This window comes from Streptomyces sp. NPDC005492, from assembly GCF_040605995.1.
GTDB lineage: Bacteria > Actinomycetota > Actinomycetes > Streptomycetales > Streptomycetaceae > Streptomyces.
Genome location: NZ_JBEXDX010000006.1, coordinates 186,870 through 210,423 on the forward strand (window position 1 = coordinate 186,870; position 23,554 = coordinate 210,423).

The following is a 23,554-nucleotide window of genomic DNA, read 5'->3' on the forward strand; positions in this document are numbered from 1 at the left end:
CACGAGGGGAACGTTCACCATGACCACCCCGCAGCACCCCGAGGACTTCCTGCACTCCATACGGAGGCGCAGCGCGGCCGAGGACGGGATCTTCTGGGTCGACGACACCCGGCTCGGCGTGTTCGAGCCGGAGGCGGCGCGGCGGGTCAGCGCCACCAACTGGCACCGGTTCGTGATGCACGACCGGCTGATCGACATGGTGCGGCGGCGGCGCAGTCCCGAGGTGCCGTGGAGCCAGGTCCGTTCGGCCTGGCTGACCCAGTTGCACACGCTGGCCACGGCGGAGCAGCACGGCGCCCTGATCGACCGTATGGAGCGGATCATCGACGAACGGCTCGGTGACGACGTCGATCTGGTGATGCTCACCCAGGACGTGGCGTTGCGGTCCATGCTGCCCGTGGCGCTGTCGGGCCTCACCTCGGGCGAGGCGGATCTGGTCCGCCGGGACCTGGAGCTGAAGCTGCTGCGGCTCATCTCGCCCACTCCTGCCGGACTTTGGCACCATCTGCGGTTCGTCGCCGTGCAGGTGCGGTCCGGGCTCGTCGTGCGCAGGGTGCTGCGACAGCGCGCGAACGGCAGGCGGCAGCGGGAGCGCGATCTCGCCGACCCGTTCGTCGACCTGCTGCCCCGACTCGGCATGGACCGCGCGCTGGACGTGGTGACCACCGTCCTCACCGCCATCGGCGGACCGCCGGGCGCCGCCGCGGCGAGTCTGCTCTACGAGTTCGTCCGGCACCCCGAGTGGCAACAGCGGCTCACCGAGGAACTGGGCGCGGTCGATCCGGTGGAGTTCCGTACAGCGCCGACGCATGCCGCTCCCGTGACGCACCGCTTCGTGAAGGAGGTGCTGCGGCTGTGGAGCCCGCCGCTGCTGCTGGTCCGGCGCAGCAAGTTCCCCTTCGACTTCGGCAAGACCCGGCTGGAGCCCGGCGATTGGTATCTGCTGAGCCCGCATCTGATCCACCGTGACGAGCGGGTGTGGAAGCGGCCGGACGTCTTCGACCCGGACCGTTTCCTGCCGGGCGCGCCGCACGGGCCGACGGACCGTACCTGTTATGTGCCGTTCGGCTGGGCGCCCAAGAAGTGCGTCGGCGCGAACATCGGGACCGTCCAACTGATGGGCCTGTGCCACTTGTTGTGCACCCGCTACCGCCTGACCGTCGACCGTCCCGAGGAGCTCACGATGGCGTTGCGCTTCGCTCCGATCCCGGAGAACTTCCGCGGCCGGCTCGCGCTGCGCCGACCAACGTCAACTTCCGTCCCGGAACTCCCGCGAAATTGTCCGTGATCCGTAACAGAGGGATCCGTCCGCTCGTTTATCCCGTCCTGACGAATGCAAGCGACCGGACAACAGCACAGGGAACAGGGCGGACATGGCGCGGCATGGCGGGCGGGGATGGTACGGGCGGGTACTCGCGGCGGCGGTCGGAGTGACGGCGGTGGCGGCGGCCACCTCTGTGTGGACCGCGCAGGCCGGAATCGTCGACGGGCAGCGCAATGCCCGTGCCGGCGCCTCCAGTTCGGCCCCGGCGCGGATCGCGACCGTGTCGGAGGAGATCGTGCACGCCTCCGACAAGGGGGCGCGGGGCGTCAACATCACCATCGACGACGGCCCTGACCCGACCTGGACGCCCGAGGTGCTCCAAGTGCTGCGGGAGAACGGCGTGAAGGCCACCTTCTGCATGGTGGGCACCCAGGCCGAGGCCCACCCGGACCTGGTCAAGGCGGTCGTCGCGGCCGGGCACCGGCTGTGCGACCACACGGTCTCGCACGACACCACCATGGACAAGAAGTCCGAGTCCTACCAGTCGCAGGAGATCCTGAACGCCGCGACCATGATCACCAAGGCGTCCGGGGGTGTCCGCCCGCAGTACTACCGGGCGCCGGGCGGCGCCTTCACGCCGTACAGCCGCCACCTCGCCGCCTCGCAGGGGATGCGCCCGCTGGGCTGGAACGTCGACTCCAAGGACTTCGAACTCCCCGGTACCGACGCCATCATCGCCACCGTCAAGTCCGAACTGTCCAACGGGCCGACCCTCCTGTTCCACGACGCCGGCGGCGACCGCTCCCAGACCGTGGCCGCCCTGCGCGAGATCCTGCCGTGGCTGAAGCAGCAGGGTTATTCGTTCGGGTTCCCGGTGCGTTGAAAAGGGCGGTCACTGCTTTCGGGGTGACGAATATGTGTGAGAAATGTGGCAACGACCTGTGAGGTCGCGGCATTTAACCGTGTCAGTGCCCATTCGCGTTGCTGTCGGTTCGCCATGAAGGCTTGCGGCGATATCACCCGTGCAGTAACTACGTGAAGCATGAATCTGTTCACCCGTGCTGCGCCCCTCCGCCGCTCGGCACCCCCCGCAGCTCCGCAACGCCCCGCCGCCCCACCGGCGTCCTCCCCCTCCGGCCGGCCCGATCCCGCCCTGGCCGCGCTGACCGGAGAGTGGATGATCGACCCCGCGCACAGCCGGATCGGCTTCTCCGTCCGGCACGCCATGGTGACGACCGTGCGCGGGTCTTTCACCGAATACAAAAGCCGGCTCTACTTCGACGGCCGCGACCCGGCCCGTTCGCGGGCCGAGATAGTGGTGTCGACCGGCAGCGTCGACACCGGTGTGGAACAACGCGACGGACACTTGGTCGGCCGTGACTTCCTGGACTCCGCCAACTTCCCGCGTATGCGGTTCGCGAGCACCGCGGTGCAAATGGCGGGAAACGATGTCTACCGCATGCTCGGCGACCTCACCATCAAGGAGACGACCCGTCCCGTCGTCCTGGAACTCACCTACATCGGCCATGTCACCGATCCGTTCGGCGTCGAGCGCGTGGGCTTCGACGGGACCACCACCATCGACCGCTCCGACTGGGGGCTGACCTACAACTCCCGGCTGGCCGAAGGCGGTGCGATGGTGAGCGAGAAGGTGCGTCTCCAGTTTGACATCGCCGCGATCAGGACGCTGCCGACCGGCTGACGGAACGCTTTCCCCTACGGAGTGACGAGGCGGCCGCCGACGATCGTGCGGGTGGGATTCAGATCGCGCAGTTCGTCGTCGGAACAACGCGCGGGGTCCTGGTCCCACACGGTGAGGTCGGCGAGCCGGCCCGGTGCGAGGGTCCCGCGCAGCTCCTGATCACCGCTCAGGCGGGCGGCGTTGGCGGTGTGCAGGGTGACGGCCTCGTCGTAGGTGATGGCGTGCTCGGGGCCCTTGACGCCGATGACGGTCTGGCGGGTGGTCATGCCCCACACCGAGCGCATGGCGCCGAACTGGCCGACGGGGAAGTCCGATCCGGCGCTGACCTCGGCGCCCAGGTCGATCCAGCCTCGGGCGGGGAAGAGCCGGGCGACGCGCTCCGGACCCCAGAAGCCCTCCTCGACCTCGGCGGTGTCGTGCAGCAGGGGCTGCTGGATGGTGACGGGAATGCCCAACTCGACGGCGCGGGTGCGCTGTTCGGGGCCGGCTAGGCCGCCGTGCTCCATCACCAGCGAGCCGGCGGGCAGTCCGGGGTTGCGGGCGAGGACGCGCTCGTAGACGTCCAGGAGGGTGCGGACCGCACGGTCGCCGTAGGCGTGGGTGCCGACCCGCCAGCCGCGGCGGACCACGGCCTCGACGGCCTCCACCAGCGCGTCGGACTCCCAGATCAGAGTGCCTGAGAAGGCGTGGTCACAGGCGTACGGCTCCTCGGTGGCACCGGCCTCCAGACCGCCGTCGAGCCCGAATTTCACGCCCCACACCCGCAGCATGGGGTCGGAGTCGTATCGCCACTCCTCCATGACGTCGAGGAGGTCCTCCACCTGGGCGACGCCGGTCATGCCGAGCGCCGAGATCAGGGCCCGCACACGGACGCTGAGGGCACCCTCCTCGCGGGCGGCCCGGAGGAGGTCGTAGTCGGCCGGTGAGACCATGCAATCGCGCACGGTGCCGATGCCGGTGGCGGCGTACCGCGCACTGGCCAGCCGCAGTCCGTCGATGCGCCGTGCCCGGTCCTGGCTCGGGACCAGGCGCTCCACAAAGCCCATGGCGTTGTCGATCAGCCGCCCGTCGAGCCTGCCGTCGGCGTCGCGGCCGATGACACCGCCCGCCGGTACGGGGGTGTCCTCGGTGATGCCCGCCAGGCGCAGCGCGTAGCTGTTGACGACGTCGTTGTGGCCGCCGCGCTTGACGAGGACCGGGTGCCGGTCGGTGGCCCGGTCGAGTTCGGCCGCGGTGGGCATGCGGCGCTCGGCCAGGTTGAGTTCCTGCCAGTTGGTGGCGGTGCGGATCCACTCGCCCTCGGGGGTCACCTTCGCGCGTTCGCGGATCAGTTCCAGGAACTCGGGGATGTCGTGGGCCTGGTGGACGGGAACGTCGTGCGCGCCGTGCGCGGCGAGGATCAGGTGGGTGTGGGTGTCGTCGAAGGCCGGCAGCACCGTGGCGCCGGGCAGGTCGTGCACCGTGGTGTGCGCGCCCACCCAGTGGTCGAGACCGTAGGGGTCGGGTGAGAGGGCCACGATGCGGTCGCCCCGTACGGCGATCGCCCGCTGGGGTGCCTGGTCGGGCACCAGCGTGTGGATCGCTTCGGCCCGGATCACCAGATCGGCTGCATGATCAGTCATCGTTCTCTCCCACTTCCGCACGGCTTCCGCTGACAAGGCTTTTGTACGGCCCACCTGCTGATTCACGCGTTTACGGCGGCCCGTAGAGCAGGAAGTGCGTCACCGATGGCGGCCCAGATACAGATCATGCGCCAATCGTTGGATACGGCGGGTTGGGTCCGCAGATCACGGCCGCGGCCCTCCTCTCCCCCGCGCGCCTCCCGGCGATCCTCATTGACAAGGCGATTCCGCAACGGTTGTCATGAACACATGCCGAGATGCCTGGTGACACTGGACGCGCCGTGGAAGTACGGCCGTTGACCGGGCGTCGCGAGCTGCTCGACACCGCCCGCGCCGAGTTGACGGTCCGTCATGGAGTGCTTCTGTACGGCCCCGTGGGGATCGGCAAGTCCGTGGTCGTGGCCGACCTCGTCGCATCCTCCGGGGCTCAAGTCCAGCCGTCCGGAACGGTGTTGCGGTGCTCGCCCGCCGAGGAGGACGCCCGACTCCCGTACGCGGGCCTCGTCGATCTGTTCGCGCGGGTGCCGGACAGCTTGCTGGAGGCCCTGGCGCCCGAACCCCGGGCCGCGCTGCGGGCCGCCCTGGTGCGCGGCGAACAGCCGGACGGTGACCGGAGTCGGCTCTCGGTCCGCGTCGCCGTCCTCGATGTGCTGCGCGCCCTCGCCGCCACCGGTCCCGTGCTCCTTGTCCTGGACGGCCTCCAGTGGCTCGACGGGCCGACCGCCGAGGTGCTCGCCTTCGCCGTACGCCGGATCGAGGGCCTCGACGTACGAGTGGTGGCCGCCGAGCGGGTGGCCGAGGGAGAGCAGCCCGAGCGGGCGCGCTGCTGCCCGCCCGGCACCGCCGAAGTGCCCGTGCCGCCCCTGACGGACGACGAGGTGGCACACCTCCTGCACGCCTCCCTCGGCGCCGAGCTGCCGCCGGCGGTCCTGCGGGCCGTCCAGCACATCGCCGCCGGAAACCCTTGGTACGCACTGGAGTTGGGGCGGGCGGCCCCGCGTGACGGAGCGCCGATCGGCTTCGGCCGGACGCTGCCCGTACCCCCAAGACTGTGCACCCCGCTGCTGGACGAGGTGCGGAGGCTGCCGGAGTCCGCGCGCCGTGCCCTCCTCGTCGCGAGCGTCGCCGCCCGCCCCAGTCTCACCGTGCTGCGCGCCGCCGGGTTCCACGACGCCGCCTCGGACCTCGCGGCGGCCGAACGGCTCGGGGTCGCGGCGGCCGACGCCGACGGGACCGTACGTTTCCGGCATCCGCTGATCCGGGCCGCCGTTCACGCCGACGCTCCGGAGTACCGCCGCCGCCAGGCGCACGCCCTGCTCGCCCGTGCGGTCACCGAGCCGGTGGAGCGGGCGCGGCACCTGGCTCTCGCCCGCCCGTACGAGGACGAGACCACGGCCCGCACCTTGATGTCCGCGGCCGAGTCCGCCCGGCGCGACGGCTCGCCCGACGCCGCCTTCGAACTGGCCGGACTCGCGGCCCGGCACACTCCCGGCGACCATCGCGCCGAACATGCCGACCGGCTGCTCGCGGCGGCCGAATACGCCTGTGACGCAGGCCAGTTGGAGGAGGCCGGGCAGGCGGCCGAGACAGTGCTCGCCGGGGCGGGCTCCGCCCGGCAGCGGGTGCGGGCCCGGTTGGTCCTGCTGCGCAACGCCGGGCAGGCGTTGCAGGGAGCGCAGGCCCTGATCGACGAAGGGCTGCGGGACGCGGCCGGAGACCCGGAGGCCGAGGCCTGGCTGCATCACTGGGCGGCTGTACGCGGCCTGCTGTGCGGGGAGTTGGCGGAGGCGGCCCGGCATGCCCGGCGCGCCGCCCGGCAGGCGGCCGTGGCCGGTGACACCGACACCCGTGTCGGGGCGCTCGCCACCCTCGCCCGGGTGCGCTCGCTGGGCGGCGAACCGGTCGCCGCCGACGTCGCGTTGGAGGAGGCCCTCGCTCTGGCCGGTGGCGCGGGCGCCGGGCCGGAGAGCTGGGGACTGATCCGGATGCGGGCCATCCTCGCCCTGGACTCCGACAAGGTCACCGAGGCGCGGGAGCGCGTATCCGAACTCCTCACGGAGATAGGGGAGTTCGCCGGGGTCGAGGAGGTGATGGCGACCCTGGTCGCGCTGACCCGTATCCAGGTGCGCGCCGGGCACTGCCAGGAGGCGCTGCGCACCGCCGCCCGCTGCTCGCGTGCCGTGGCCGAGACCGGCGTACAGGCCGCTCCGGCGCTGTACGCGGCGGCGCTCGCCGCGACCGTCGGCGGCACCGCCGACGAGGCCCGGCGGCTTGCCGGGCAGGCGGTGCGGGCCTCGGAGGCGGACGGCGACCGGCTGTTCCTGCTGCGCGCGCTGGCGGTGCTGGGCCAGGCCGAGTTGCTGGTCGGTGACCCGCGTGGGGCCGCGGCGGCGGCCGAGGCGCTGCTCCGCGTGAAGGAACTCGGCGCGGCCATGTCCGCCGCCGACCCTCCCCTGCTGCACTGGTACAGCGATCTGGCCGAGGCCCTGGTCGTGCTGGGCGAGACGGACGCGGCCGGGGCGGTGATCGACGAGGCCCGCGCCCTGCTGTCCGACGAGGCGCCCGGCAGCGTGCTGGCCGCTCTGGAACGGGCGGAGGGGCTGCGCGAGGCGGGTCTCGGCCGGGCAAAGGAGGGAGCGCTACGGCTACGGGTCGCCGTGGACCGGCTGCGTCAACTCCCTTTGCCCGTCGACCTGGTGCGCACCCTGATCGCCCTCGGCGCGGTCGAACGCCGGGCCCGGCACCGCAACGCGGCACGGACCGCTCTCGGCGAGGCGCTGGAGACGGCGACGCGCATCGGCGCCCTGCCACTGGCGGCGCGGGCCGGCGACGAGCTGGCCCGGCTGGAGGCAGGCGACCGGGACGGCGAGGGACGGCCCGAACTCACCCCCACCGAGGCGCGGATCGCCGAGCTGGTCGGCGGCGGCGCCACCAACAGGGAAGTCGCGGCAGAGCTGTTCATCAGCGTCAAGACGGTCGAGGGCACCCTCTCACGGGTCTACCGCAAGGTCGGCGTCCGCTCGCGCACCGCGCTCGCCCACGCGATGGCGGTCGCCGTCATCGCGTCCGGCACGGCGTCCGTGAGCCCCACCGACGACGACCAACAGCGGCCTGCGGCGCAGACGGTGACGGTCGGTCAGCCCGGCCGACGCTTCACCTGACACGTCCCGTTAACACGTGATGCAAGGGTTCCCCCGCTTACGGGGGTGGGGCTGATGTTCCTACGGTGAAGCAGTTCCACTTCCGGGACAGCAACCCCCCACTCCTCGGAGGACCCCAGTGACGTCACGCCTGAAACTGGTCGGCCTGGTCGCCGTACCGGCCCTGCTCGCCGCCGCCGTCCCCAGCGCCTACGCCGCCGCCCAGCCGCACACAACTCGCGCCGCCATCACGGGAGATGTCCTCAAGGGCCTGACCCACGACGCCGCCCGCACCGGCGCGGTCTCCGCGAGCAAGCGGATATCGGTGGCCATCAGCCTGACACCCAGAGACGACAAGGCGCTCGACACCTTCGTGGCCAACGTCAGTAACCCGCGGTCGAGTTCGTACGGCCACTATCTGACGAAGGCACAGTTCGCGGCCCGGTTCGGCCGGACCGACGCGGAGGTCAAGCAGGTCAAGGAGTACCTGCGCGCCCAGGGGCTCACCGTCGGCACCGTCCACTCCGGGAACCTGCTGGTCGACGCCAGCGGCACCGCCGCCCAGTTGGAGAAGGCCTTCGGCACCAAGCTGTCGACCTGGAAGGACGCCAAGTCGGGCCGGGCGTTCTACGCCAACGAGACCGCGCCGACCCTGCCGACCGGCATCGCCGGCCTCGTCAGCGACGTCACCGGCCTCAACAACCGCGCCCAGCTGCACCATCAGGGGTCCGCCAAGGTCAACCCGCACAACGGGCCCGGCGGCGGCTACACCCCGGCCCAGATCAAGGGCGGCTACAACGTGTCCGGGACGTACACCGGCAGCGGGCAGAAGATCGCGCTGCTGGAGTTCGACGGCTTCCAGCAGTCCAACATCACGAAGTACGACACCAATTACAGCCTGGGTTCGCCCACTCCGACCGTGTCGAAGGTGGACGGCGGTTCCGGCGCGCTCGGTGACGGTCAGGTCGAGGTGGAGCTGGACATCGAGGTCCTGCACGCGATCGCCCCCAAGGCGAACGTCACCGTCTTCGAGGGTCCCAACTCCGACGCGGGTGAGGTCGACACCTACCAGGCCATCGTCGACAGCGGCATCCCGACCACCTCGATCAGCTGGGGTGCCTCCGAGAGCCAGCGCACCACCTCCAACATCAACGCCGTGGACGCCGTGTTCAAGGCGGGCGCGGCCGAGGGCCTCGGCTTCTACGCGGCCTCCGGCGACGACGGCTCGGACGACGCGGCCGACGGCACCACCACCGTCGACTACCCGGCCGCCGACCCGTACGTCACCGGCGTCGGCGGCACCACGCTGACCGTGACCTCCGCCAACGCGTGGAGCAAGGAGACGGCCTGGTCGGGCGGTGGCGGCGGCAAGTCCTCCGTCTTCAAGATCCCGAGCTGGCAGACCGCGGTGCAGAAGAGCGCGGGCGGCGGCTACCGGCAGGTCCCGGACGTGTCGGCGCTCGCGAACCCGAGCCCCGGCGTCTCGATCTACTCGCAGGGTTCCTGGGGGACGGTCGGCGGCACCAGCGCCGCCGCGCCCGAGTGGGCGGCCTTCGGCGCGCTCTACAACCAGCAGGCCGCGGCGGCCGGCAAGGCCAACCTCGGCTTCGCCAACCCCGCGCTCTACACGGCGAAGGGCACCGGCTTCCACGACATCACCAGCGGCAGCAACGGCGCCTACTCCGCCGCCAGCGGCTGGGACTTCACCACCGGCTGGGGCTCGTACAACGCGGCGACCCTGGCGACCAAGCTGCTCGGCTGACCGCCGACAGCTGACGAATGGAGCGCGGGCCGGGAGTGTTCCCGGCCCGCGCTCCGCGTCACACGAACTTGGCCTTGCCGGGGCCCTCTTCGACGAAGCTCCGCATCCCGCGCTCCCGGTCCTCGGTCGCGAACAGCCCCGCGAACCACGTCCGTTCGACCGCCAACCCGGTCTCGATGTCCGTCTCCAGCCCCGTGTCGATCGCCTCCTTCGCGGCACGCAACGCGATCGCCGGACCCTTCGCCAGCCGCGCCGCCCACGCATGCGCCTCCGCGTACACCGCACCGGCCGGCACCAACCGGTCCACCAGACCCAGCGCCAACGCCTCCTCCGCCTTCACCATCCGACCCGTGAAGATCAGATCCTTCGCCTTGGACGGACCGATCAGCCGCGCCAGCCGCTGCGTACCACCCGCACCCGGAATCAGCCCCAGCAGAATCTCCGGCTGCCCGAGCTTCGCGTCGTCCGCCGCGATCCGGAAGTCCGCGCACAACGCCAACTCACAACCCCCGCCCAGCGCATAGCCCGTCACCGCCACCACCACCGGCTTCGGAATCCGGGCCACCGCCGTGAACGACTCCTGCAACGCACGCGACCGCACGACCATCGCCGCATGATCCATACCCTGCATCTCCTTGATGTCCGCCCCCGCCGCGAACACCTTCTCCCCGCCATAGACGACAACCGCCCGCACATCCTCGCGCCGCGTCACCTCCTCGGCCAGCACCTTCAACCGGTCCTGGACAGCGGTGTCCAACGCGTTCATCGGCGGGCGGTCCAGACGGATGGTGCCCACGCCCTCGGCGACTTCGAGACTCACGGTCATGGCCGGCCTCAACTGTCGTAGTCGACGGCGAGTGTGTCGGACACGGGGAAGGTCTGGCAGGTGAGGACGTATCCGGCGTCGACCTCGGCGGGTTCGAGGGCGTAGTTGCGCCGCATGTCCGCCGTGCCGTCGGTGACCAGCGCGCGGCAGGTGCCGCAGACGCCGCCCTTGCAGGCGAAGGGTAGGTCGGGCCGGGTCTTCTGGGCGCCGTCGAGGATCGAACTGTCCTTGGGCAGCGCGGAGTTGGTGGTGCGGCCGTCGAGGGTAACGCTGACCTGGCTGACGGGGCCGGCGTAGACGGTGTCGATGTGTTTGTTGGTGCGTACGGGCTCGTCGTCGGCGTAGAACAGCTCCTGATGGACGCGGTCGGAGGGGACGCCGAGTCCGGTGAGGATCTGTTGGGCGTCGCGGACCATGCCGTGCGGGCCGCACAGCCACCAGTGGTCGGCGGTGTCCACGTCGACCAGGGCGTCGACGAGCGCGGCGAGCCGGTCGGCGTCGAGGCGGCCGGAGAGGATCTCCGCCTCGCGCGGTTCGCGGGAGAGGACGTGCGCGAGCTGGAACCGGCCGGGGTGGAGGTCCTTCAGGTCGGCGAGGTCGTCGGCGAACATCACGGTGTCGGTGCGCCGGTTGCCGTAGAAGAGCGTGACGCGGGAGCGGGTGTCGGCGGCGAGGACGGATTCCGCGATGGACAGCATCGGGGTGATTCCGGAGCCGGCGGCGATCAGGACGTGGTGGCCGGGGCGGGTCAGGTCGGGGGTGAAGGCGCCGGTGGGGGCCATCACCTCGACGGTGTCTCCGGGGCGTACGTCGTTGACCAGCCAGGAGGAGAACAGGCCGCCGGGGACGACGCGTACGCCGATCCTGGGGCGCGCTCCGGCCGGGGAGCAGATGGAGTACGAGCGGCGTTCGTCGCGTCCCTCGACCTCGCGGCGGAGGGTGAGCGACTGGCCGGGCCGGTACGCGAACTCCTCGGCGAGGTGGTCGGGGATGTCGAAGCTGATGGCGGCGGCGTCCTCGCACAGCGGTTCCACGGCACCGACCCGCAGGGCGTGGAAGGCCGGACGGCGGCGCGCCGGGCGGGCGGGGGTGGTCGGGGCCGGGGCGGTCACTGGTCCACCGTCCTTTCCGGGAGCGGGAGTTGGGGGCTCGCCACGGCTGGGAGCCGGGGACTGGCCACGGCTGGGAGCTGGGGGCTCGCCATCAGATCTCCTTGACGTACTCGAACGGCTCGCGGCAGGCGCGGCACCGCCACAGGGCTTTGCAGGAGGTCGCGGCGAAGCGCGAGGTCTCCTCGGTGTCCGCCGATCCGCAGCGGGGGCAGGCCACCGTACGGCGGGTCGGCGAGAGGCTGAGCGTGACCGGGCCGCGGGGGGCGGCACCGGGGGGCGCGATGCCGTGTTCGGCGAGCTTGGCGCGGCCGGCCGGGGTGATCCAGTCGCTGCTCCACGACGGGCTCAGGACCGTGCGGATCTCCACGCGCGCGTACCCGGCGTCCCGCAGCCGCGCGGCCACCTCGGCGCGCATCTCGGCCATCGCCGGGCAGCCCGAGTACGTCGGCGTGAGGCTCGCGACGACCGTGCCGTCCTCGCTCACCTCGATGTCGCGCAGCACGCCGAGGTCGGCCAGCGTGAGCATGGGCATCTCGGGGTCGGGCACCTGCGCGGCGATGTGCCGGGCGCGCCGCGCGTCGAGCAGGGTGGTCACCATGTCGCCTCCGGGTGGGCTCGGGCCACGCTCTGGAGTTCGGTCAGGAGGGGGGCGAGGTGTTCGGTGTGGTCGCCGTCGCGGCCATGGCCGGGGACCGGTGCCGCCTCGGGCAGGACGAGCCCGGCGGCGTCGGTGACCTGCCGGAGCACGGCCAGCACCTCCTCCTTCAACTCCCCTTCTCCTGCGAAGAGTTCGTCCACGTACGGGGTGATGCCCGCCAGCGCGTCGCGCATCCGCCGCTGCGACTCCTCGGTGCCGTCGCCGAGTCTGACGACCCACTCGGCGGCGTACTGGCGGTGGTACGCCAGTTCCTTGACGCCCTTGGCGGCGATGGCGGCCAGCACCGGGTCCGGCGTGCTGACGGCGAGCCGCTCGAAGATCGCAAGCCGCCAGGAAGACAGCACCAGCAGCCGGGTGATGGAGAACGCGAAGTCGCCGTTGGGCAGTTCGGCCAGTCGTACGTTGCGGAAGGCGTCGGCGTCGCGGAAGTAGGCGTACGCGTCCTCGCCGCGTCCGGTGCCGTCCACCTGGCCGGCGCGCGCGTACAGCAGGCGGGTCTGGCCGAGCAGATCGAGGCCGATGTTGGCGAGTGCGACCTCCTCCTCCAACTCGGGGGCGGCAGTGCACCATTGGGCCAGTCGTTGGGCGCTGATCAACGTGTCGTCGCCAAGTGCCAGGCAATCCGCGGCCAGTTGGGCGGTGTCCGTCCCCTCGGGCACGGTCTGGTCCACGCCGTGCAGCGGGTCCTCGAAGCCGGTGCCGAAGGCCCAGCGGGCGTCGCTGTCGTCGTGCCCCTCGGCCAGGGACAGATAGACGTGGTCGTCACTCATTCCCTGCTCCTAGATGTGGGGGACGTCGTCGGGGATGTCGTAGAACGTGGGGTGGCGGTAGACCTTGTCGGCGCTCGGCGCGAAGAACGGGTCCTTCTCGTCGCGGGTCGAGGCCGCGATGTGTTCCGAGCGCACGACCCAGATGGACACGCCCTCGTTGCGCCGCGTGTAGAGGTCGCGGGCGTGGGTGAGCGCCATGGCGTCGTCGGCGGCGTGCAGCGAGCCGACGTGGACGTGGTTCAGTCCGCGCTTGCCGCGTACGAACACCTCGTACAGGGGCCAGTCCTGCTTCATGCCGCCGCTCCTTCGTTCCGCTGCGTACGGGCGGCCTGCTTGGCCGCGTGGGCGGTGGCCGCCTCCCGGACCCAGGCGCCCTCCTCGTGGGCGGCCCGGCGTCGCGAGATCCGCTCGGCGTTCCGCGGTCCGTCGCCACGGATCACGCGCTGCAACTCGGACCAGTCGGGGGTGCCGAAGTCGTGGTGGCCGCGCTCCTCGTTCCACCCCAACTCCGGGTCGGGCAGGGCGACTCCGAGCTTCTCCGCCTGCGGGACCGTCATGTCCACGAAGCGCTGACGCAGTTCGTCGTTGCTGTGCCGCTTGATCTTCCAGGCCATGGAGCGGGCCGAGTTGGGCGAGTCGTCGTCGGGCGGACCGAACATCATCAGCGACGGCCACCACCAGCGGTCCACGGCGTCCTGGACCATGGCCCGCTGGGCGTCCGTGCCGCGCATCATCGTGAGCAGCAGCTCGAAGCCCTGGCGCTGGTGGAAGGACTCCTCCTTGCACACCCGCACCATGGCCCGCGCATACGGCCCGTACGAGCAGCGGCACAGCGGCACCTGGTTGCAGATCGCGGCGCCGTCCACGAACCAGCCGATCACGCCGACGTCGGCGAAGGTCGGCGTCGGGTAGTTGAAGATCGACGAGTACTTCTGCCGGCCCTCGATCAGCGCCTCGGTCAGCTCGGCGCGGTCCGCGCCCAGGGTCTCGGCGGCCGAGTACAGATACAGTCCGTGGCCCGCCTCGTCCTGCACCTTCGCGAAGAGGATCGCCTTGCGGCGCAGGGAGGGCGCGCGGGTGATCCAGTCGCCCTCCGGCTGCATCCCGATGATCTCCGAGTGGGCGTGCTGCGCGATCTGCCGGATCAAAGTCCTGCGATAGCCGTCGGGCATCCAGTCGCGGGGCTCGATCCGCTGATCCTTGGCGATCGTGGCGTCGAACTCCGCCTCGAACCGCGCACCGTCCCAGTCGGCGCCCGCCGCCTCCGTGCCTGTACCGCTCATCGACACACCAACTTCCCTACCGACCATTCGTTCGGTACCTAGTCTGATGGGTTTCTTCCGGAGAGGCAAGACCCGCCGGGTGAGTGGCTGGTCAGCGGTCCTGGAACGAGGGCTCCGTGCGGGCTGGGGATGCCTCCGCGGCGGCACGGCGGTGCCGTCTCGCGCCGACCGGCTCCTGCGCCGCGGCCCGCGCTCCAGCACGGTGGCGAGGCTCGCGCCGGGCACGGTCCCCGCAGCAGCGCCCTGACCTCCGCGTAGGCCGCAGTGGGCCCGGCGGCGAGCCGCCGGGCCAAGTCACGTCCGCCCTCCGGTACGACCCCAGTCCCCACCGCAGCGCGCCCTCGGCATCGGGACAATCGCCGAGCAGCATCGGGGCGGCGGCCCGCGACGGACGGACCGCCTGCTCTGGCGTACCGCTAGGCCCGATCCCGGTGGACGCGGTCGCGAACCGGGCACCCTCGGCCGCGACCCGCACGACCAACGGCTGGGGCAGCGCGTGCGCCACCTCCACCAGGGGGTTGCACTCGTTCCACAGACCGGCGATGGCCTGCAATGGTCCCGGGTTCCAGCACGGGGACGCTCCTTGAGGTCCTGTCCCACGCAGCCAGCGCCTGCCCCGCACGCCAGCACGGCGCAGACCTGTCCCCCGTCGGCCGGCAACCCGCCGCGCAGCGAGCCGTCGAGCGCAGCCCCGGCAGCTCGATGGCGGCGACCCCGCTGTCGAGGCCATAGCCGACGCCGTCCGCCCGCCCGCTCACCGGTCACTTCACTCCCACGTGTAGAACCCCCGCCCCGCCTTACGCCCCAACTCCCCCCGCGCAACCTTCTCCCGCAGCAGCCTCGGCGGAGCGAACCGCTCGCCCAGGGTGCTGTGCAGGTATTCGGCGATGGCCAGGCGTACGTCGAGGCCGACCAGGTCGGTGAGGCGCAGTGGCCCCATGGGGTGTTTGTAGCCCAGGCTCATGGCGTCGTCGATCGCCTCCGGCTCGGCGACGCCCTCCTCGACCATGCGGATCGCCTCCAGGCCGAGCGCGAGCCCGAGGCGGCTGCTGGCGAAGCCCGGCGAGTCCTTGACGGTGACATCCTTCTTGCCGAGGGCGTGCGTCCAGTCCAGGGCGGCACTGACCACGGCCGCCTCGGTGTGCGGCGCGACGACGATCTCGACCAGTGCCGAGGCGGGCACGGGATTGAAGAAGTGCATGCCCAGGAAGCGGCCGGGGCGGGTGAGCACGGAGGCGAGTTCGGTGACGGACAGGGAGCTGGTGTTGGTGGCCAGCACGGTCGTCGTGGACACCGCCCGCTCGGCCGCCGCGAGCACGCGGGCCTTGAGCCCGGGGTCCTCGGGGACGGCCTCGACGACCAGATCGGCGTCGGCGGGCAGGTCGTCGACGGAGTCGACCAAGGTGACGCGGGCGAGGACCCGCTCGGTGGGTTCGCCGAGCAGGCCGCGCTCGGCGGCCCGCTTCAGACCCGTGGCGACCCGGTCCTGCGCGGCGGCCGAGGCCTGCTCGCCGCTCTCCACGACGGTCACGGCCGATCCGGCGGCGGCGAAGGACTGAGCGATACCGGCGCCCATCCGGCCGCCGCCGATCACACCGACAACTGCCGGGCGGAAAGGGGGTGTTGGGCTCATGCTCGACTCCTCTTCTCCTGGCCGCTCCGGCCCAGGAAGCGCGTCATCCGGTCCTTCTTGTCCTGGCCCTCGAAGAGCACGGCCTGTGCGAGGTCGTCGGCGACCGGGTGGGCGCCGGGCGAGTCGACCACCAACTTGGTGAGCCGCAGCGCGATGGCCGAGGACCGGGCCATGCGGTCCAGCAGCGCGTGCGCCTCGTCCAGCAGCTTCTCCGCCGATACGACGTCGATGACCAGCCCGGCGGCCAGGGCCGCCGCTGCGTCGAGGTTCCGTCCGGCGAGCAGCACCTGCTTGGCGAGGGACTCGCCGATCAGCTCGGGCAGCCGTCGGCAGGCACCGGCCGCCGCGAGGATGCCGAGCCCGGGCTCCGGGTTGCCGAAGACGGCGTCCGGACCGGCGATCCGTAGGTCGCAGGCGTAGGAGAGTTCCGCACCGCCGCCCAGCGCCCAGCCGTCCACTGCCGCGAGGGTCGGCATCGGCAGCCGTCGCACCCGCTCGAAGAGCCGGCTGTTGATGCCCTGGAGCGCCTCGTCCCGCCCGCGTGCCAGCAGCTCCGCGATGTCGGCGCCGCCCGCGAAGACCCCGCCGTGACCGGTGAGCAGCAGGAACTTCGGGTCCTGCTCCAACTGCTCGCAGACGGCGTGCAGTTCGCGGATCATCAGCCCGCTGATGGCGTTGCGGGCGTCGGGCCGGTTCAGGGTGACGACCACCCGGTCCGCGCGCTCCTCGACAAGGAGGGTCTCGTACGGCCCGGTGCCGGTGCGGGCGCTCATATCCGCTCCACGAGCATCGCGACACCCTGGCCCACTCCGACGCACAGCGTGGCCAGACCCCGTCGGGCCTCCTCGCGCTCCAGTCGGCCGAGCAGCGTGAGCAGGATGCGGGCGCCGGAGCACCCGAGGGGGTGGCCCAGCGCGATGGCTCCGCCGTCGGCGTTGACCTTCTCCTCGTCGAACTTGAGGCGACGGGAGACGGCGAGCGCCTGCGCGGCGAAGGCCTCGTTCAGTTCTACGGCGCCCAGGTCACCGGCCTGCCATCCGGCGCGGGCGAGGGCCTTCTCGGTGGCGGGGACCGGGCCGAGGCCCATGAGGTGGGGCCGTACTCCGGCCGAGGCGGAGGTGACGATCCGGGCCCTCGGGGTGAGTCCGTGGCGCCGAACGGCCGCCCCGCTCGCGACGACGAGCGCGGCGGCGCCGTCGGACAGCGGCGAGGCGGAGCCGCCGTCGGCGCGGAAGATGGTCCGCAGCGAGCCCAGCTTCTCCAGCGTGGTGCCCGGGCGCGGACCCTCGTCGCGGGTCACCTCGCCGTCCTTCACCGGGACCTGCACGATCTCCTGGTCGAAGTGTCCCGCCTCCTGCGCGGCGACGGCCCGCCGATGGCTGCGCAGCGCGAACGCATCGGACTCGGCCCGGGTGATGCCGTCGAGCGCGGCGACCTCCTCGGCCGTCTCCCCCATCGACAGGGTGTCCTGCGCGGCGAAGCGCGGGTTCGTGAAGCGCCAGCCGAGCGAGGTGTCGTGCACCTCCCCCGGCTTGGCCCACGGCGTGCCGGGTTTGGCCATCACCCAGGGCGCGCGGGTCATCGACTCCACGCCGCCCGCGACGACCAGGTCCGCCTCGCCGGCGCGGATCGCCTGGGCGGCCGAGGCCACGGCGGTGAGTCCCGAGGCGCACAGCCGGTTGACGGTGTAGCCGGGCACGGTGTGCGGGAGCCCGGCGAGCAGTACGGCCATGCGGGCCACGTCCCGGTTGTCCTCGCCGGCCTGGTTGGCGGCGCCGAGGATCACCTCGTCCACCTCCTCGGCCGGGATCCCGGCGCGGCGGACGGCCTCGCCGACGACCAGTGCCGCGAGGTCGTCGGGACGTACTGAGGCCAGGGCGCCGCCGTAGCGGCCCTGCGGGGTGCGGGCCCCGTCGATCAGATAGACCTCGTCGGACGGCAACTCAGACATGGGTGGGCTCCTCGGCGGGGGCGGGCCGGCGTGACGGCGGGGTCGCGAAGCGGCCGGTGGCGAACGCGGGCTCGGGCAGCTCGGAGCTGGTCCGGGGCATGCGTTCCACCTCTTGACAGGCAGTGGCGTTGCTGGATTACATGGCCGTGCCGCACGCTAACCGAATGTTCGGTCGGTCCACAAGATGGTGAAAAAGACGGTGGAAAAGGTGGTGGAGGATGACGCGGGCCCCTGACACGGCTTCGAGCCCGACGGAGCGGATGTTCGCCGCGGACGAGGCGTCCCGGGCTCTCGGCATCGAGTTGGTCGAACACGGCACGGGGACCGCGGTGCTGCGGATGACCGTGACCCCGGCCATGGTCAACGGACACGGGATCGCCCACGGCGGCTATGTGTTCCTGCTCGCCGACTCCGCCTTCGCCTGTGCCTGCAACAGCCACGGCCCGGTGACCGTGGCCGCGGCGGCCGACATCGACTTCGTCGCCCCGGCGCACCAGGGCGACGTCCTGGTGGCGAACGCCACGGAGCGCACCCGGTTCGGCCGCAGCGGTATCTACGACGTGAGGGTGGAGCGCGGCGACCAGGTGATCGCGGAGTTCCGCGGCCGCAGCCGCAGTATCAGCAGCGCGAGGACGAAGGAGTCTCCATGAGCAGCGACCCGACACCCCCGGCGGCCCCACCGGCTTCGGCGCCCGTGAGCCCGCGTCGGGGGGAGCCGCTCCCCGACGGGTTGCTGGACGCCGCCGAGCGCCTCACCCGCGAGGAGCTGCGCGAGCACCAACTCGGCCTGCTCCAGGCCACGTTGCGACACGCCTACGACAACGTGGAGCTGTATCACCGCAAGTTCGACGAGGCCGGGGTCAAGCCCGGCGACTGTCACACCCTGGAGGACCTGGCCCGGTTCCCCTTCACCACCAAGGCCGACCTGCGGGACACCTACCCCTTCGGCATGTTCGCCGTCCCCATGGACCAGGTCCGCCGTATCCACGCCTCAAGCGGCACCACCGGCCGCCCCACAGTCGTCGGATACACAGAAAACGACCTTTCCATGTGGGCCGACGTGGTGGCCCGTTCGATTCGCGCGGCCGGCGGCCGGCCCGGCCACAAGATCCATGTGTCGTACGGCTACGGGTTGTTCACCGGTGGTCTGGGCGCCCACTATGGTGCCGAGCGCGCGGGCTGCACCGTGATCCCCGCCTCCGGCGGCATGACCGCCCGCCAGGTGCAGATCATCCAGGACTTCAAGCCCGAGATCATCATGGTCACCCCGTCCTACATGCTCACCCTCCTCGACGAGTTCGAGCGCCAGGGCATCGACCCGCGCACCAGCTCCCTCAAGGTGGGCATCTTCGGCGCCGAGCCGTGGACGGAGGAGATGCGCCGCGAGATCGAGGAGCGCATGGACATCCACGCGGTCGACATCTACGGCCTGTCGGAGGTGATCGGCCCCGGTGTGGCACAGGAGTGCGTGGAGACCAAGGACGGCCTCCATGTGTGGGAGGACCACTTCTACCCGGAGGTCGTCGACCCGTTCACCGACGAGGTGCTCCCCGACGGCGACAGCGGCGAACTGGTCTTCACCTCCCTCACCAAGGAGGCCCTGCCGATCATCCGCTACCGCACCCGCGATCTGACCCGGCTGCTGCCCGGCACCGCCCGCCCGGCCTTCCGGCGCATCGAGAAGATCACCGGCCGCTGCGACGACATGATCATCCTGCGCGGGGTGAACGTCTTCCCCAGCCAGATCGAGGAGATCATCCTGCGCGCCCCCGCCGTCGCCCCGCACTTCACGATCGAGCTCAGCCGACGCGGCCGGATGGATCACATGACGGTCCGTGCCGAGGCCCGCCCCGGCACCGGCCCCGAGCAGCGCGCGACCGCCGCCGCGGCGATCGGCAAGGGCATCAAGGACGGCGTGGGGGTCACGGTGGACGTGGAGATCGTCGACCCCGAGACCCTGGAGCGCTCGGTGGGGAAGATCCGCCGGGTCAAGGATCTGCGGGAGCAGTGAGATCCGTGGGCGCGGTAGCCGTCATAGCCCTGGTCGCCGGCCTTGTCACAATGACCGGGTGACCAGGACACCTGTGCAGAGCCCGGCCGGCCGCCAAGGCCGGACCGCCTACGACCGTGACTCGCTGCTGGAGATCGCGGTCGTGGTCTTCAACGAACGCGGCTACGACGGCACCGGCATGGAGGAGCTGGCCAGGCGCCTGGGCCTGAGCAAGTCGAGCATCTACCACCATGTCTCCGGCAAGGAGGAACTCCTCGAACTCGCGGTCAACCGCGCTCTGGACGCGCTGTTCGCCGTACTCGACGAGGACTGCGCCGCGCACGGGGACCTCACGGCCACCGCCCGGATGAAGCGCGTCGTCCACCGCAGCGTCGAGGTGCTCGCCGCCGAACTCCCGTACGTCACGCTGCTGTTGCGGCTGCACGGCAACAGCGAGGTCGAGCAGCGGGCGCTCGCCAGACGCCGTGAATTCGACCACCGGGTCGCCGAGTTGATGACCCGGGCAGCGGCCGAGGGAGGCATACGCGCGGACCTCGACCCGCACCTCGCCAGCCGGCTGCTGTTCGGCACCGTCAACTCCCTTGCGGAGTGGTACCGCCCCGACCGCGGCCTCACCGTGCAGACACTGGCCGACGCCCTGACGACCATTCTCTTCGAGGGCCTGCGCGGGCCCAACTCCCCTGCCCCGCACGCCTCGTGACCGACACCCGAGTACGATGATCGAGAGCTCGGCCCGATCCCCGTTCACCCGGCGCGATGGAGTTGCCATGTCGACCGACCCCCAGCCGTCACCGCAGATCGACACCGGCAAGGCCCATCCCGCGCGGGTCTACGACTGGCTGCTGGGCGGCAAGGACAACTACCCGGTCGACGAGGCCGTGGGAGAGAAACTGCCGCCCGAGGCCAAGGACGCGGCCCGGCAGAACCGCGAGTTCATGCACCGGGCGGCGACCTGGCTCGCCGGCCAGGGCATCGACCAGTTCCTGGACATCGGCACCGGCATCCCCACCGCGCCCAACCTGCACCAGATCGTCCAGCAGTCGGTGCCGACGGCGAAGGTCGTCTACACCGACTACGACCCGATCGTGCTGCGTCACGCCGAGGCGCTGCTGGTCAGCCACCCCGACGGGGTCACCGACTACATCCAGGCCGACGTACGGCAGCCCGAGGCCATCGTCGAACACGCCCGCCACGTCCTGGACTTCACGCGCCCGATCGCCCTCTCGCTGATCGCGCTGATGCACTTCATTCCCGACGAGCAGGACGCCCACGGCATCGTCCGCAATCTCGTCGCCACCCTGCCGCCCGGCAGCTATCTGGTGCTGTCGCACGCCTCGTCCGACCTCTACCCCGAACTCACCGAGCGGGTCATCGCCGAATACGCCAAGGGCGGCATCGAACTCGGCCTCCGCACCCGCCCGGAGGTCGAGCGCTTCTTCGACGGACTCGATCTGGTACCGCCCGGCGTGGTGACCACGACTGAGTGGAACCCCCCGGCGTCGGACGGGACCCCGGAAGGCAGCGGGATCTACTCGGCGGTCGCACGGGTCCGCTGAGGCGGCCCGGAGGACGGCCCCGACCCGCGTCCCCGGGGCATTGTCAGTGGTGGCAGGCAGGATGAGAGTCATGACAACTCCTGCTGCTGTGATCGTGGACGCCGCCGCCTACGCGCAGGCGGTCGAGGACGCGGTGAAGGCGTCGGCCGCCTACTACGCCGCCGGCACCTCCGCCCTGGACGACGACTCCTACGACCGGCTGGTGCGCGGCATCGCCGCATGGGAGGCCGACCATCCCGACGAGGTGCTGCCCGACTCCCCCAGCGGGAAGGTCGCCGGCGGCGCGGTCGAGGGCGATGTCCCGCACACGGTCGCGATGCTGAGCCTGGACAACGTGTTCTCGCCCGAGGAGTTCACCGCCTGGACCGCCTCGCTGGCCCGAAGAATCGACCGCGAGGTCGTCCGCTTCAGTGTCGAGCCGAAGCTGGACGGCCTGGCCATCGCGGCCCGCTACACCCGCGGTCGGCTCACCCGCCTCATCACCCGCGGCGACGGGACGGCCGGGGAGGACGTCACCCACGCGATCGGCACCATCGAGGGCCTGCCCCAGGAGTTGGCCGAGCCGGTCACCGTCGAGGTGCGCGGCGAAGTCCTCATGACCACCGCCCAGTTCGAGCACGGCAACGAGGTGCGAACGGCGCACGGCGGGCAGCCCTTCGCCAACCCGCGCGGCGCCGCCGCGGGCACGCTGCGCGCCAAGGAACGCGCCTATACGGTGCCGATGACGTTCTTCGGCTACGGCCTGCTCCCCCTCGCCGACACCGAGGCCGGGCTCGCGGCCCAACTGGCCGAGAGCGCGCACAGCGACCTCATGAGACAGACCGCCGCCTACGGGGTCAACACCACGGCCACCACTCCCGTGCCCGGCATCACCGCCGACACGGTCGAGCAGGTGCTGGCCCGGGTGCGGGAGATCGGCGCGCTTCGGGCAAGCCTCCCGTTCGGGATCGACGGGATCGTCATCAAGGCCGATCTGGCCGCCGACCAGCGGGCCGCCGGTTCGGGCTCGCGGGCCCCGCGCTGGGCGATCGCCTACAAGCTGCCCGCCGTGGAGAAGATCACCCGGCTGCTGGAGGTGGAGTGGAACGTGGGCCGCACCGGCATCATCGCCCCGCGCGCCGTCCTGGAACCGGTGGAGATCGACGGGGCCACCATCACCTACGCCACCCTCCACAACCCGGGCGACATCACCCGCCGCGATCTGCGCCTGGGCGACCACGTCATGGTCCACCGGGCCGGTGACGTCATCCCCCGCATCGAGGCGCCGGTCGCGCATCTGCGCACCGGCGAGGAACAGCCCATCGAGTTCCCCGAGGTGTGCCCGCGCTGCGGCTCCGGCATCGACACCAGCGAACTGCGGTGGCGCTGCGAACAGGGCCGCAACTGCCATCTGGTCGCCGCCCTGTCCTACGCCGCCGGCCGCGACCAGCTCGACATCGAGGGCCTGGGCCACACCCGCGTCGTACAGCTCGTCGACGCCGGGCTGGTCGCCGATCTCGCCGACCTGTTCGCCCTCACCCGCGACCAGCTCCTGGGCCTGGAGCGGATGGGCGAGACCAGCACCGACAACCTCCTCGCCGCGATCGGCGCGGCCAAGGACCAGCCGCTGTCCCGGGTGCTGTGCGCGCTCGGGGTGCGGGGCACCGGCCGCTCCATGTCCCGCCGTATCGCCCGCTATTTCGCCACGATGGACAACATCCGTGCCGCCGACGCGGAGGCGATGCAGCGGGTCGAGGGCATCGGCACGGAGAAGGCCCCCTCGATCGTCGCCGAGCTCGTCGACCTGGCCCCGCTCATCGACAAGCTCGCGGCGGCCGGGGTCAACATGACCGAGCCCGGCGCGACCCCGCCCGCCCCCACGACCGACGACGCCACCGCCGACGGCGCGGAGGCCGCGGACACGGTCGCCGGGCCGCTGGCCGGGATGACCGTGGTCGTCACCGGCGCGATGACCGGCGCCCTGGAGAAGCTCAGCCGCAACCAGATGAACGAACTCGTCGAGCGCGCGGGAGGGCGTTCCTCCTCCAGTGTCTCCAAGAAGACCACCCTGGTCGTCGCCGGCGACAACGCGGGCTCCAAGCGCGCCAAGGCCGAGTCCCTCGGTATCCGACTCGCCACGCCCGACGAGTTCGCGACCCTGATCGCCGACTACCTCAACTGAGCGCTGCCGTAGGGGTGTTCCGCAGGTCACAGTCATCGGCGGGGCGTGGGCGGGAACAACTCACGCCGGCCGCCCGTTCCTCTACATGTGGCCGCGTGCCACC

20 protein-coding genes and 2 pseudogenes are annotated in these 23,554 nt (G+C 71.5%); 11 read left to right on the forward strand and 11 right to left on the reverse strand.

The genetic code is table 11. The annotated features are described in order from the left end of the window. Nucleotides 1–19: 19 nt before the first annotated feature. From ABZT04_RS11380 to ABZT04_RS11390, 3 genes are all read left to right on the forward strand, one after another. Entirely contained in the window at nucleotides 20–1,288 is a 1,269-nt protein-coding gene (locus ABZT04_RS11380) for a cytochrome P450 (RefSeq protein ID WP_356055489.1), read from the forward strand. A gap of 85 nt (nucleotides 1,289–1,373) precedes the next feature. Continuing rightward, nucleotides 1,374–2,147, forward strand: a complete 774-nt coding sequence (locus ABZT04_RS11385; protein WP_356055491.1) for a polysaccharide deacetylase family protein — start codon at nucleotides 1,374–1,376, stop codon at nucleotides 2,145–2,147. Nucleotides 2,148–2,306: 159 nt separating this feature from the next. Then, nucleotides 2,307–2,966, forward strand: a complete 660-nt coding sequence (locus ABZT04_RS11390; protein WP_356055493.1) for a YceI family protein — start codon at nucleotides 2,307–2,309, stop codon at nucleotides 2,964–2,966. A 14-nt stretch (nucleotides 2,967–2,980) separates the two neighbouring features. Here ABZT04_RS11390 and ABZT04_RS11395 read toward each other — a convergent pair whose 3' ends face one another. Then, complete coding sequence (locus tag ABZT04_RS11395; RefSeq protein ID WP_356055495.1) at nucleotides 2,981–4,588, reverse strand: amidohydrolase; 1,608 nt, start codon at nucleotides 4,586–4,588, stop codon at nucleotides 2,981–2,983. Between the two features lie 257 nt (nucleotides 4,589–4,845). Between ABZT04_RS11395 and ABZT04_RS11400 the strand changes: the two are divergent. After that, nucleotides 4,846–5,286: pseudogene (locus tag ABZT04_RS11400) on the forward strand (ATP-binding protein); the annotation flags it as partial. Between the two features lie 1,108 nt (nucleotides 5,287–6,394). On the opposite strand, the pseudogene ABZT04_RS11405 reads toward ABZT04_RS11400, so the two are convergent. Beyond that, nucleotides 6,395–6,487, reverse strand: a pseudogene (locus ABZT04_RS11405) (IS5/IS1182 family transposase); the annotation flags it as partial. Nucleotides 6,488–7,020: 533 nt separating this feature from the next. On the opposite strand from ABZT04_RS11405, the gene ABZT04_RS11410 reads away from it, so the two are divergent. Both ABZT04_RS11410 and ABZT04_RS11415 read left to right on the forward strand, forming a co-directional pair. Then, nucleotides 7,021–7,749, forward strand: coding sequence for a helix-turn-helix transcriptional regulator (locus ABZT04_RS11410; RefSeq protein WP_356055709.1), 729 nt, complete (start codon nucleotides 7,021–7,023; stop codon nucleotides 7,747–7,749). Between the two features lie 118 nt (nucleotides 7,750–7,867). Then, nucleotides 7,868–9,490 (forward strand): S53 family peptidase, encoded by a 1,623-nt coding sequence (locus tag ABZT04_RS11415; RefSeq protein WP_356055497.1) that lies wholly within the window; start codon nucleotides 7,868–7,870, stop codon nucleotides 9,488–9,490. 58 nt (nucleotides 9,491–9,548) lie between these two features. Here ABZT04_RS11415 and ABZT04_RS11420 read toward each other — a convergent pair whose 3' ends face one another. The 9 genes from ABZT04_RS11420 to ABZT04_RS11460 all read right to left on the reverse strand — a co-directional run bounded on the left by ABZT04_RS11420 (nucleotide 9,549) and on the right by ABZT04_RS11460 (nucleotide 17,714). Beyond that, complete coding sequence (locus ABZT04_RS11420; protein ID WP_356055499.1) at nucleotides 9,549–10,316, reverse strand: enoyl-CoA hydratase-related protein; 768 nt, start codon at nucleotides 10,314–10,316, stop codon at nucleotides 9,549–9,551. Nucleotides 10,317–10,324: 8 nt separating this feature from the next. Next, nucleotides 10,325–11,428 (reverse strand): 1,2-phenylacetyl-CoA epoxidase subunit PaaE, encoded by a 1,104-nt coding sequence (gene paaE / locus ABZT04_RS11425; RefSeq protein ID WP_356055501.1) that lies wholly within the window; start codon nucleotides 11,426–11,428, stop codon nucleotides 10,325–10,327. 91 nt (nucleotides 11,429–11,519) lie between these two features. Beyond that, nucleotides 11,520–12,026: a 1,2-phenylacetyl-CoA epoxidase subunit PaaD gene (paaD, locus tag ABZT04_RS11430; RefSeq protein WP_356055504.1), complete on the reverse strand. Its 507-nt coding sequence runs from the start codon at nucleotides 12,024–12,026 to the stop codon at nucleotides 11,520–11,522. Next, nucleotides 12,020–12,856 (reverse strand): 1,2-phenylacetyl-CoA epoxidase subunit PaaC, encoded by an 837-nt coding sequence (gene paaC, locus ABZT04_RS11435; protein ID WP_356055506.1) that lies wholly within the window; start codon nucleotides 12,854–12,856, stop codon nucleotides 12,020–12,022. The genes paaD and paaC overlap by 7 nt, the downstream gene beginning before the upstream one ends. 9 nt (nucleotides 12,857–12,865) lie before the next feature. Further along, nucleotides 12,866–13,150, reverse strand: coding sequence for a 1,2-phenylacetyl-CoA epoxidase subunit PaaB (gene paaB / locus ABZT04_RS11440; RefSeq protein WP_355924471.1), 285 nt, complete (start codon nucleotides 13,148–13,150; stop codon nucleotides 12,866–12,868). Next, nucleotides 13,147–14,139, reverse strand: a complete 993-nt coding sequence (paaA, locus tag ABZT04_RS11445) for a 1,2-phenylacetyl-CoA epoxidase subunit PaaA (protein ID WP_356055508.1) — start codon at nucleotides 14,137–14,139, stop codon at nucleotides 13,147–13,149. The genes paaB and paaA overlap by 4 nt, the downstream gene beginning before the upstream one ends. A 766-nt stretch (nucleotides 14,140–14,905) precedes the next feature. Continuing rightward, nucleotides 14,906–15,772 (reverse strand): 3-hydroxyacyl-CoA dehydrogenase family protein, encoded by an 867-nt coding sequence (locus ABZT04_RS11450; RefSeq protein ID WP_356055510.1) that lies wholly within the window; start codon nucleotides 15,770–15,772, stop codon nucleotides 14,906–14,908. Further along, entirely contained in the window at nucleotides 15,769–16,545 is a 777-nt protein-coding gene (locus ABZT04_RS11455) for an enoyl-CoA hydratase/isomerase family protein (protein ID WP_356055512.1), read from the reverse strand. Before ABZT04_RS11455 ends, ABZT04_RS11450 begins: the two co-directional genes overlap by 4 nt. Further along, complete coding sequence (locus tag ABZT04_RS11460) at nucleotides 16,542–17,714, reverse strand: thiolase family protein (protein ID WP_356055711.1); 1,173 nt, start codon at nucleotides 17,712–17,714, stop codon at nucleotides 16,542–16,544. The genes ABZT04_RS11455 and ABZT04_RS11460 overlap by 4 nt, the downstream gene beginning before the upstream one ends. A gap of 227 nt (nucleotides 17,715–17,941) precedes the next feature. Here ABZT04_RS11460 and paaI point away from each other — a divergent pair, with 227 nt between their 5' ends. The 5 genes from paaI (at nucleotide 17,942) to ligA (ending at nucleotide 23,451) form a co-directional block, all read left to right on the forward strand. Next, complete coding sequence (gene paaI / locus ABZT04_RS11465) at nucleotides 17,942–18,373, forward strand: hydroxyphenylacetyl-CoA thioesterase PaaI (protein ID WP_356055514.1); 432 nt, start codon at nucleotides 17,942–17,944, stop codon at nucleotides 18,371–18,373. Continuing rightward, on the forward strand, nucleotides 18,370–19,734 hold the full coding sequence (paaK, locus tag ABZT04_RS11470; RefSeq protein ID WP_356055517.1) for a phenylacetate--CoA ligase PaaK: 1,365 nt from the start codon (nucleotides 18,370–18,372) through the stop codon (nucleotides 19,732–19,734). Before paaI ends, paaK begins: the two co-directional genes overlap by 4 nt. A 58-nt stretch (nucleotides 19,735–19,792) precedes the next feature. Then, entirely contained in the window at nucleotides 19,793–20,434 is a 642-nt protein-coding gene (locus ABZT04_RS11475; RefSeq protein ID WP_356055519.1) for a TetR/AcrR family transcriptional regulator, read from the forward strand. A gap of 67 nt (nucleotides 20,435–20,501) precedes the next feature. After that, nucleotides 20,502–21,290 carry an SAM-dependent methyltransferase gene (locus ABZT04_RS11480; protein ID WP_356055521.1) on the forward strand — a complete coding sequence of 263 codons (789 nt, stop codon included), beginning with the start codon at nucleotides 20,502–20,504 and terminating at the stop codon, nucleotides 21,288–21,290. 61 nt (nucleotides 21,291–21,351) lie between these two features. Beyond that, a complete protein-coding gene (gene ligA, locus ABZT04_RS11485) occupies nucleotides 21,352–23,451 on the forward strand; it encodes an NAD-dependent DNA ligase LigA (RefSeq protein WP_356055523.1) in 2,100 nt (699 codons plus the stop codon). Nucleotides 23,452–23,554 lie beyond the last annotated feature (103 nt).

Coding starts and splice junctions, on each gene's coding strand:
- ABZT04_RS11380 (WP_356055489.1), top strand. CDS start 20: ATGACCACCCCGCAGCACCCCGAGGACTTCCTGCACTCCATACGGAGG.
- ABZT04_RS11385 (WP_356055491.1), top strand. CDS start 1,374: ATGGCGCGGCATGGCGGGCGGGGATGGTACGGGCGGGTACTCGCGGCG.
- ABZT04_RS11390 (WP_356055493.1), top strand. CDS start 2,307: ATGAATCTGTTCACCCGTGCTGCGCCCCTCCGCCGCTCGGCACCCCCC.
- ABZT04_RS11395 (WP_356055495.1), bottom strand. CDS start 4,588: ATGACTGATCATGCAGCCGATCTGGTGATCCGGGCCGAAGCGATCCAC.
- ABZT04_RS11410 (WP_356055709.1), top strand. CDS start 7,021: ATGTCCGCCGCCGACCCTCCCCTGCTGCACTGGTACAGCGATCTGGCC.
- ABZT04_RS11420 (WP_356055499.1), bottom strand. CDS start 10,316: ATGACCGTGAGTCTCGAAGTCGCCGAGGGCGTGGGCACCATCCGTCTG.
- paaD (WP_356055504.1), bottom strand. CDS start 12,026: ATGGTGACCACCCTGCTCGACGCGCGGCGCGCCCGGCACATCGCCGCG.
- paaC (WP_356055506.1), bottom strand. CDS start 12,856: ATGAGTGACGACCACGTCTATCTGTCCCTGGCCGAGGGGCACGACGAC.
- paaB (WP_355924471.1), bottom strand. CDS start 13,150: ATGAAGCAGGACTGGCCCCTGTACGAGGTGTTCGTACGCGGCAAGCGC.
- paaA (WP_356055508.1), bottom strand. CDS start 14,139: ATGAGCGGTACAGGCACGGAGGCGGCGGGCGCCGACTGGGACGGTGCG.
- ABZT04_RS11450 (WP_356055510.1), bottom strand. CDS start 15,772: ATGAGCCCAACACCCCCTTTCCGCCCGGCAGTTGTCGGTGTGATCGGC.
- ABZT04_RS11455 (WP_356055512.1), bottom strand. CDS start 16,545: ATGAGCGCCCGCACCGGCACCGGGCCGTACGAGACCCTCCTTGTCGAG.
- paaI (WP_356055514.1), top strand. CDS start 17,942: ATGACGCGGGCCCCTGACACGGCTTCGAGCCCGACGGAGCGGATGTTC.
- paaK (WP_356055517.1), top strand. CDS start 18,370: ATGAGCAGCGACCCGACACCCCCGGCGGCCCCACCGGCTTCGGCGCCC.
- ABZT04_RS11480 (WP_356055521.1), top strand. CDS start 20,502: ATGTCGACCGACCCCCAGCCGTCACCGCAGATCGACACCGGCAAGGCC.
- ligA (WP_356055523.1), top strand. CDS start 21,352: ATGAGAGTCATGACAACTCCTGCTGCTGTGATCGTGGACGCCGCCGCC.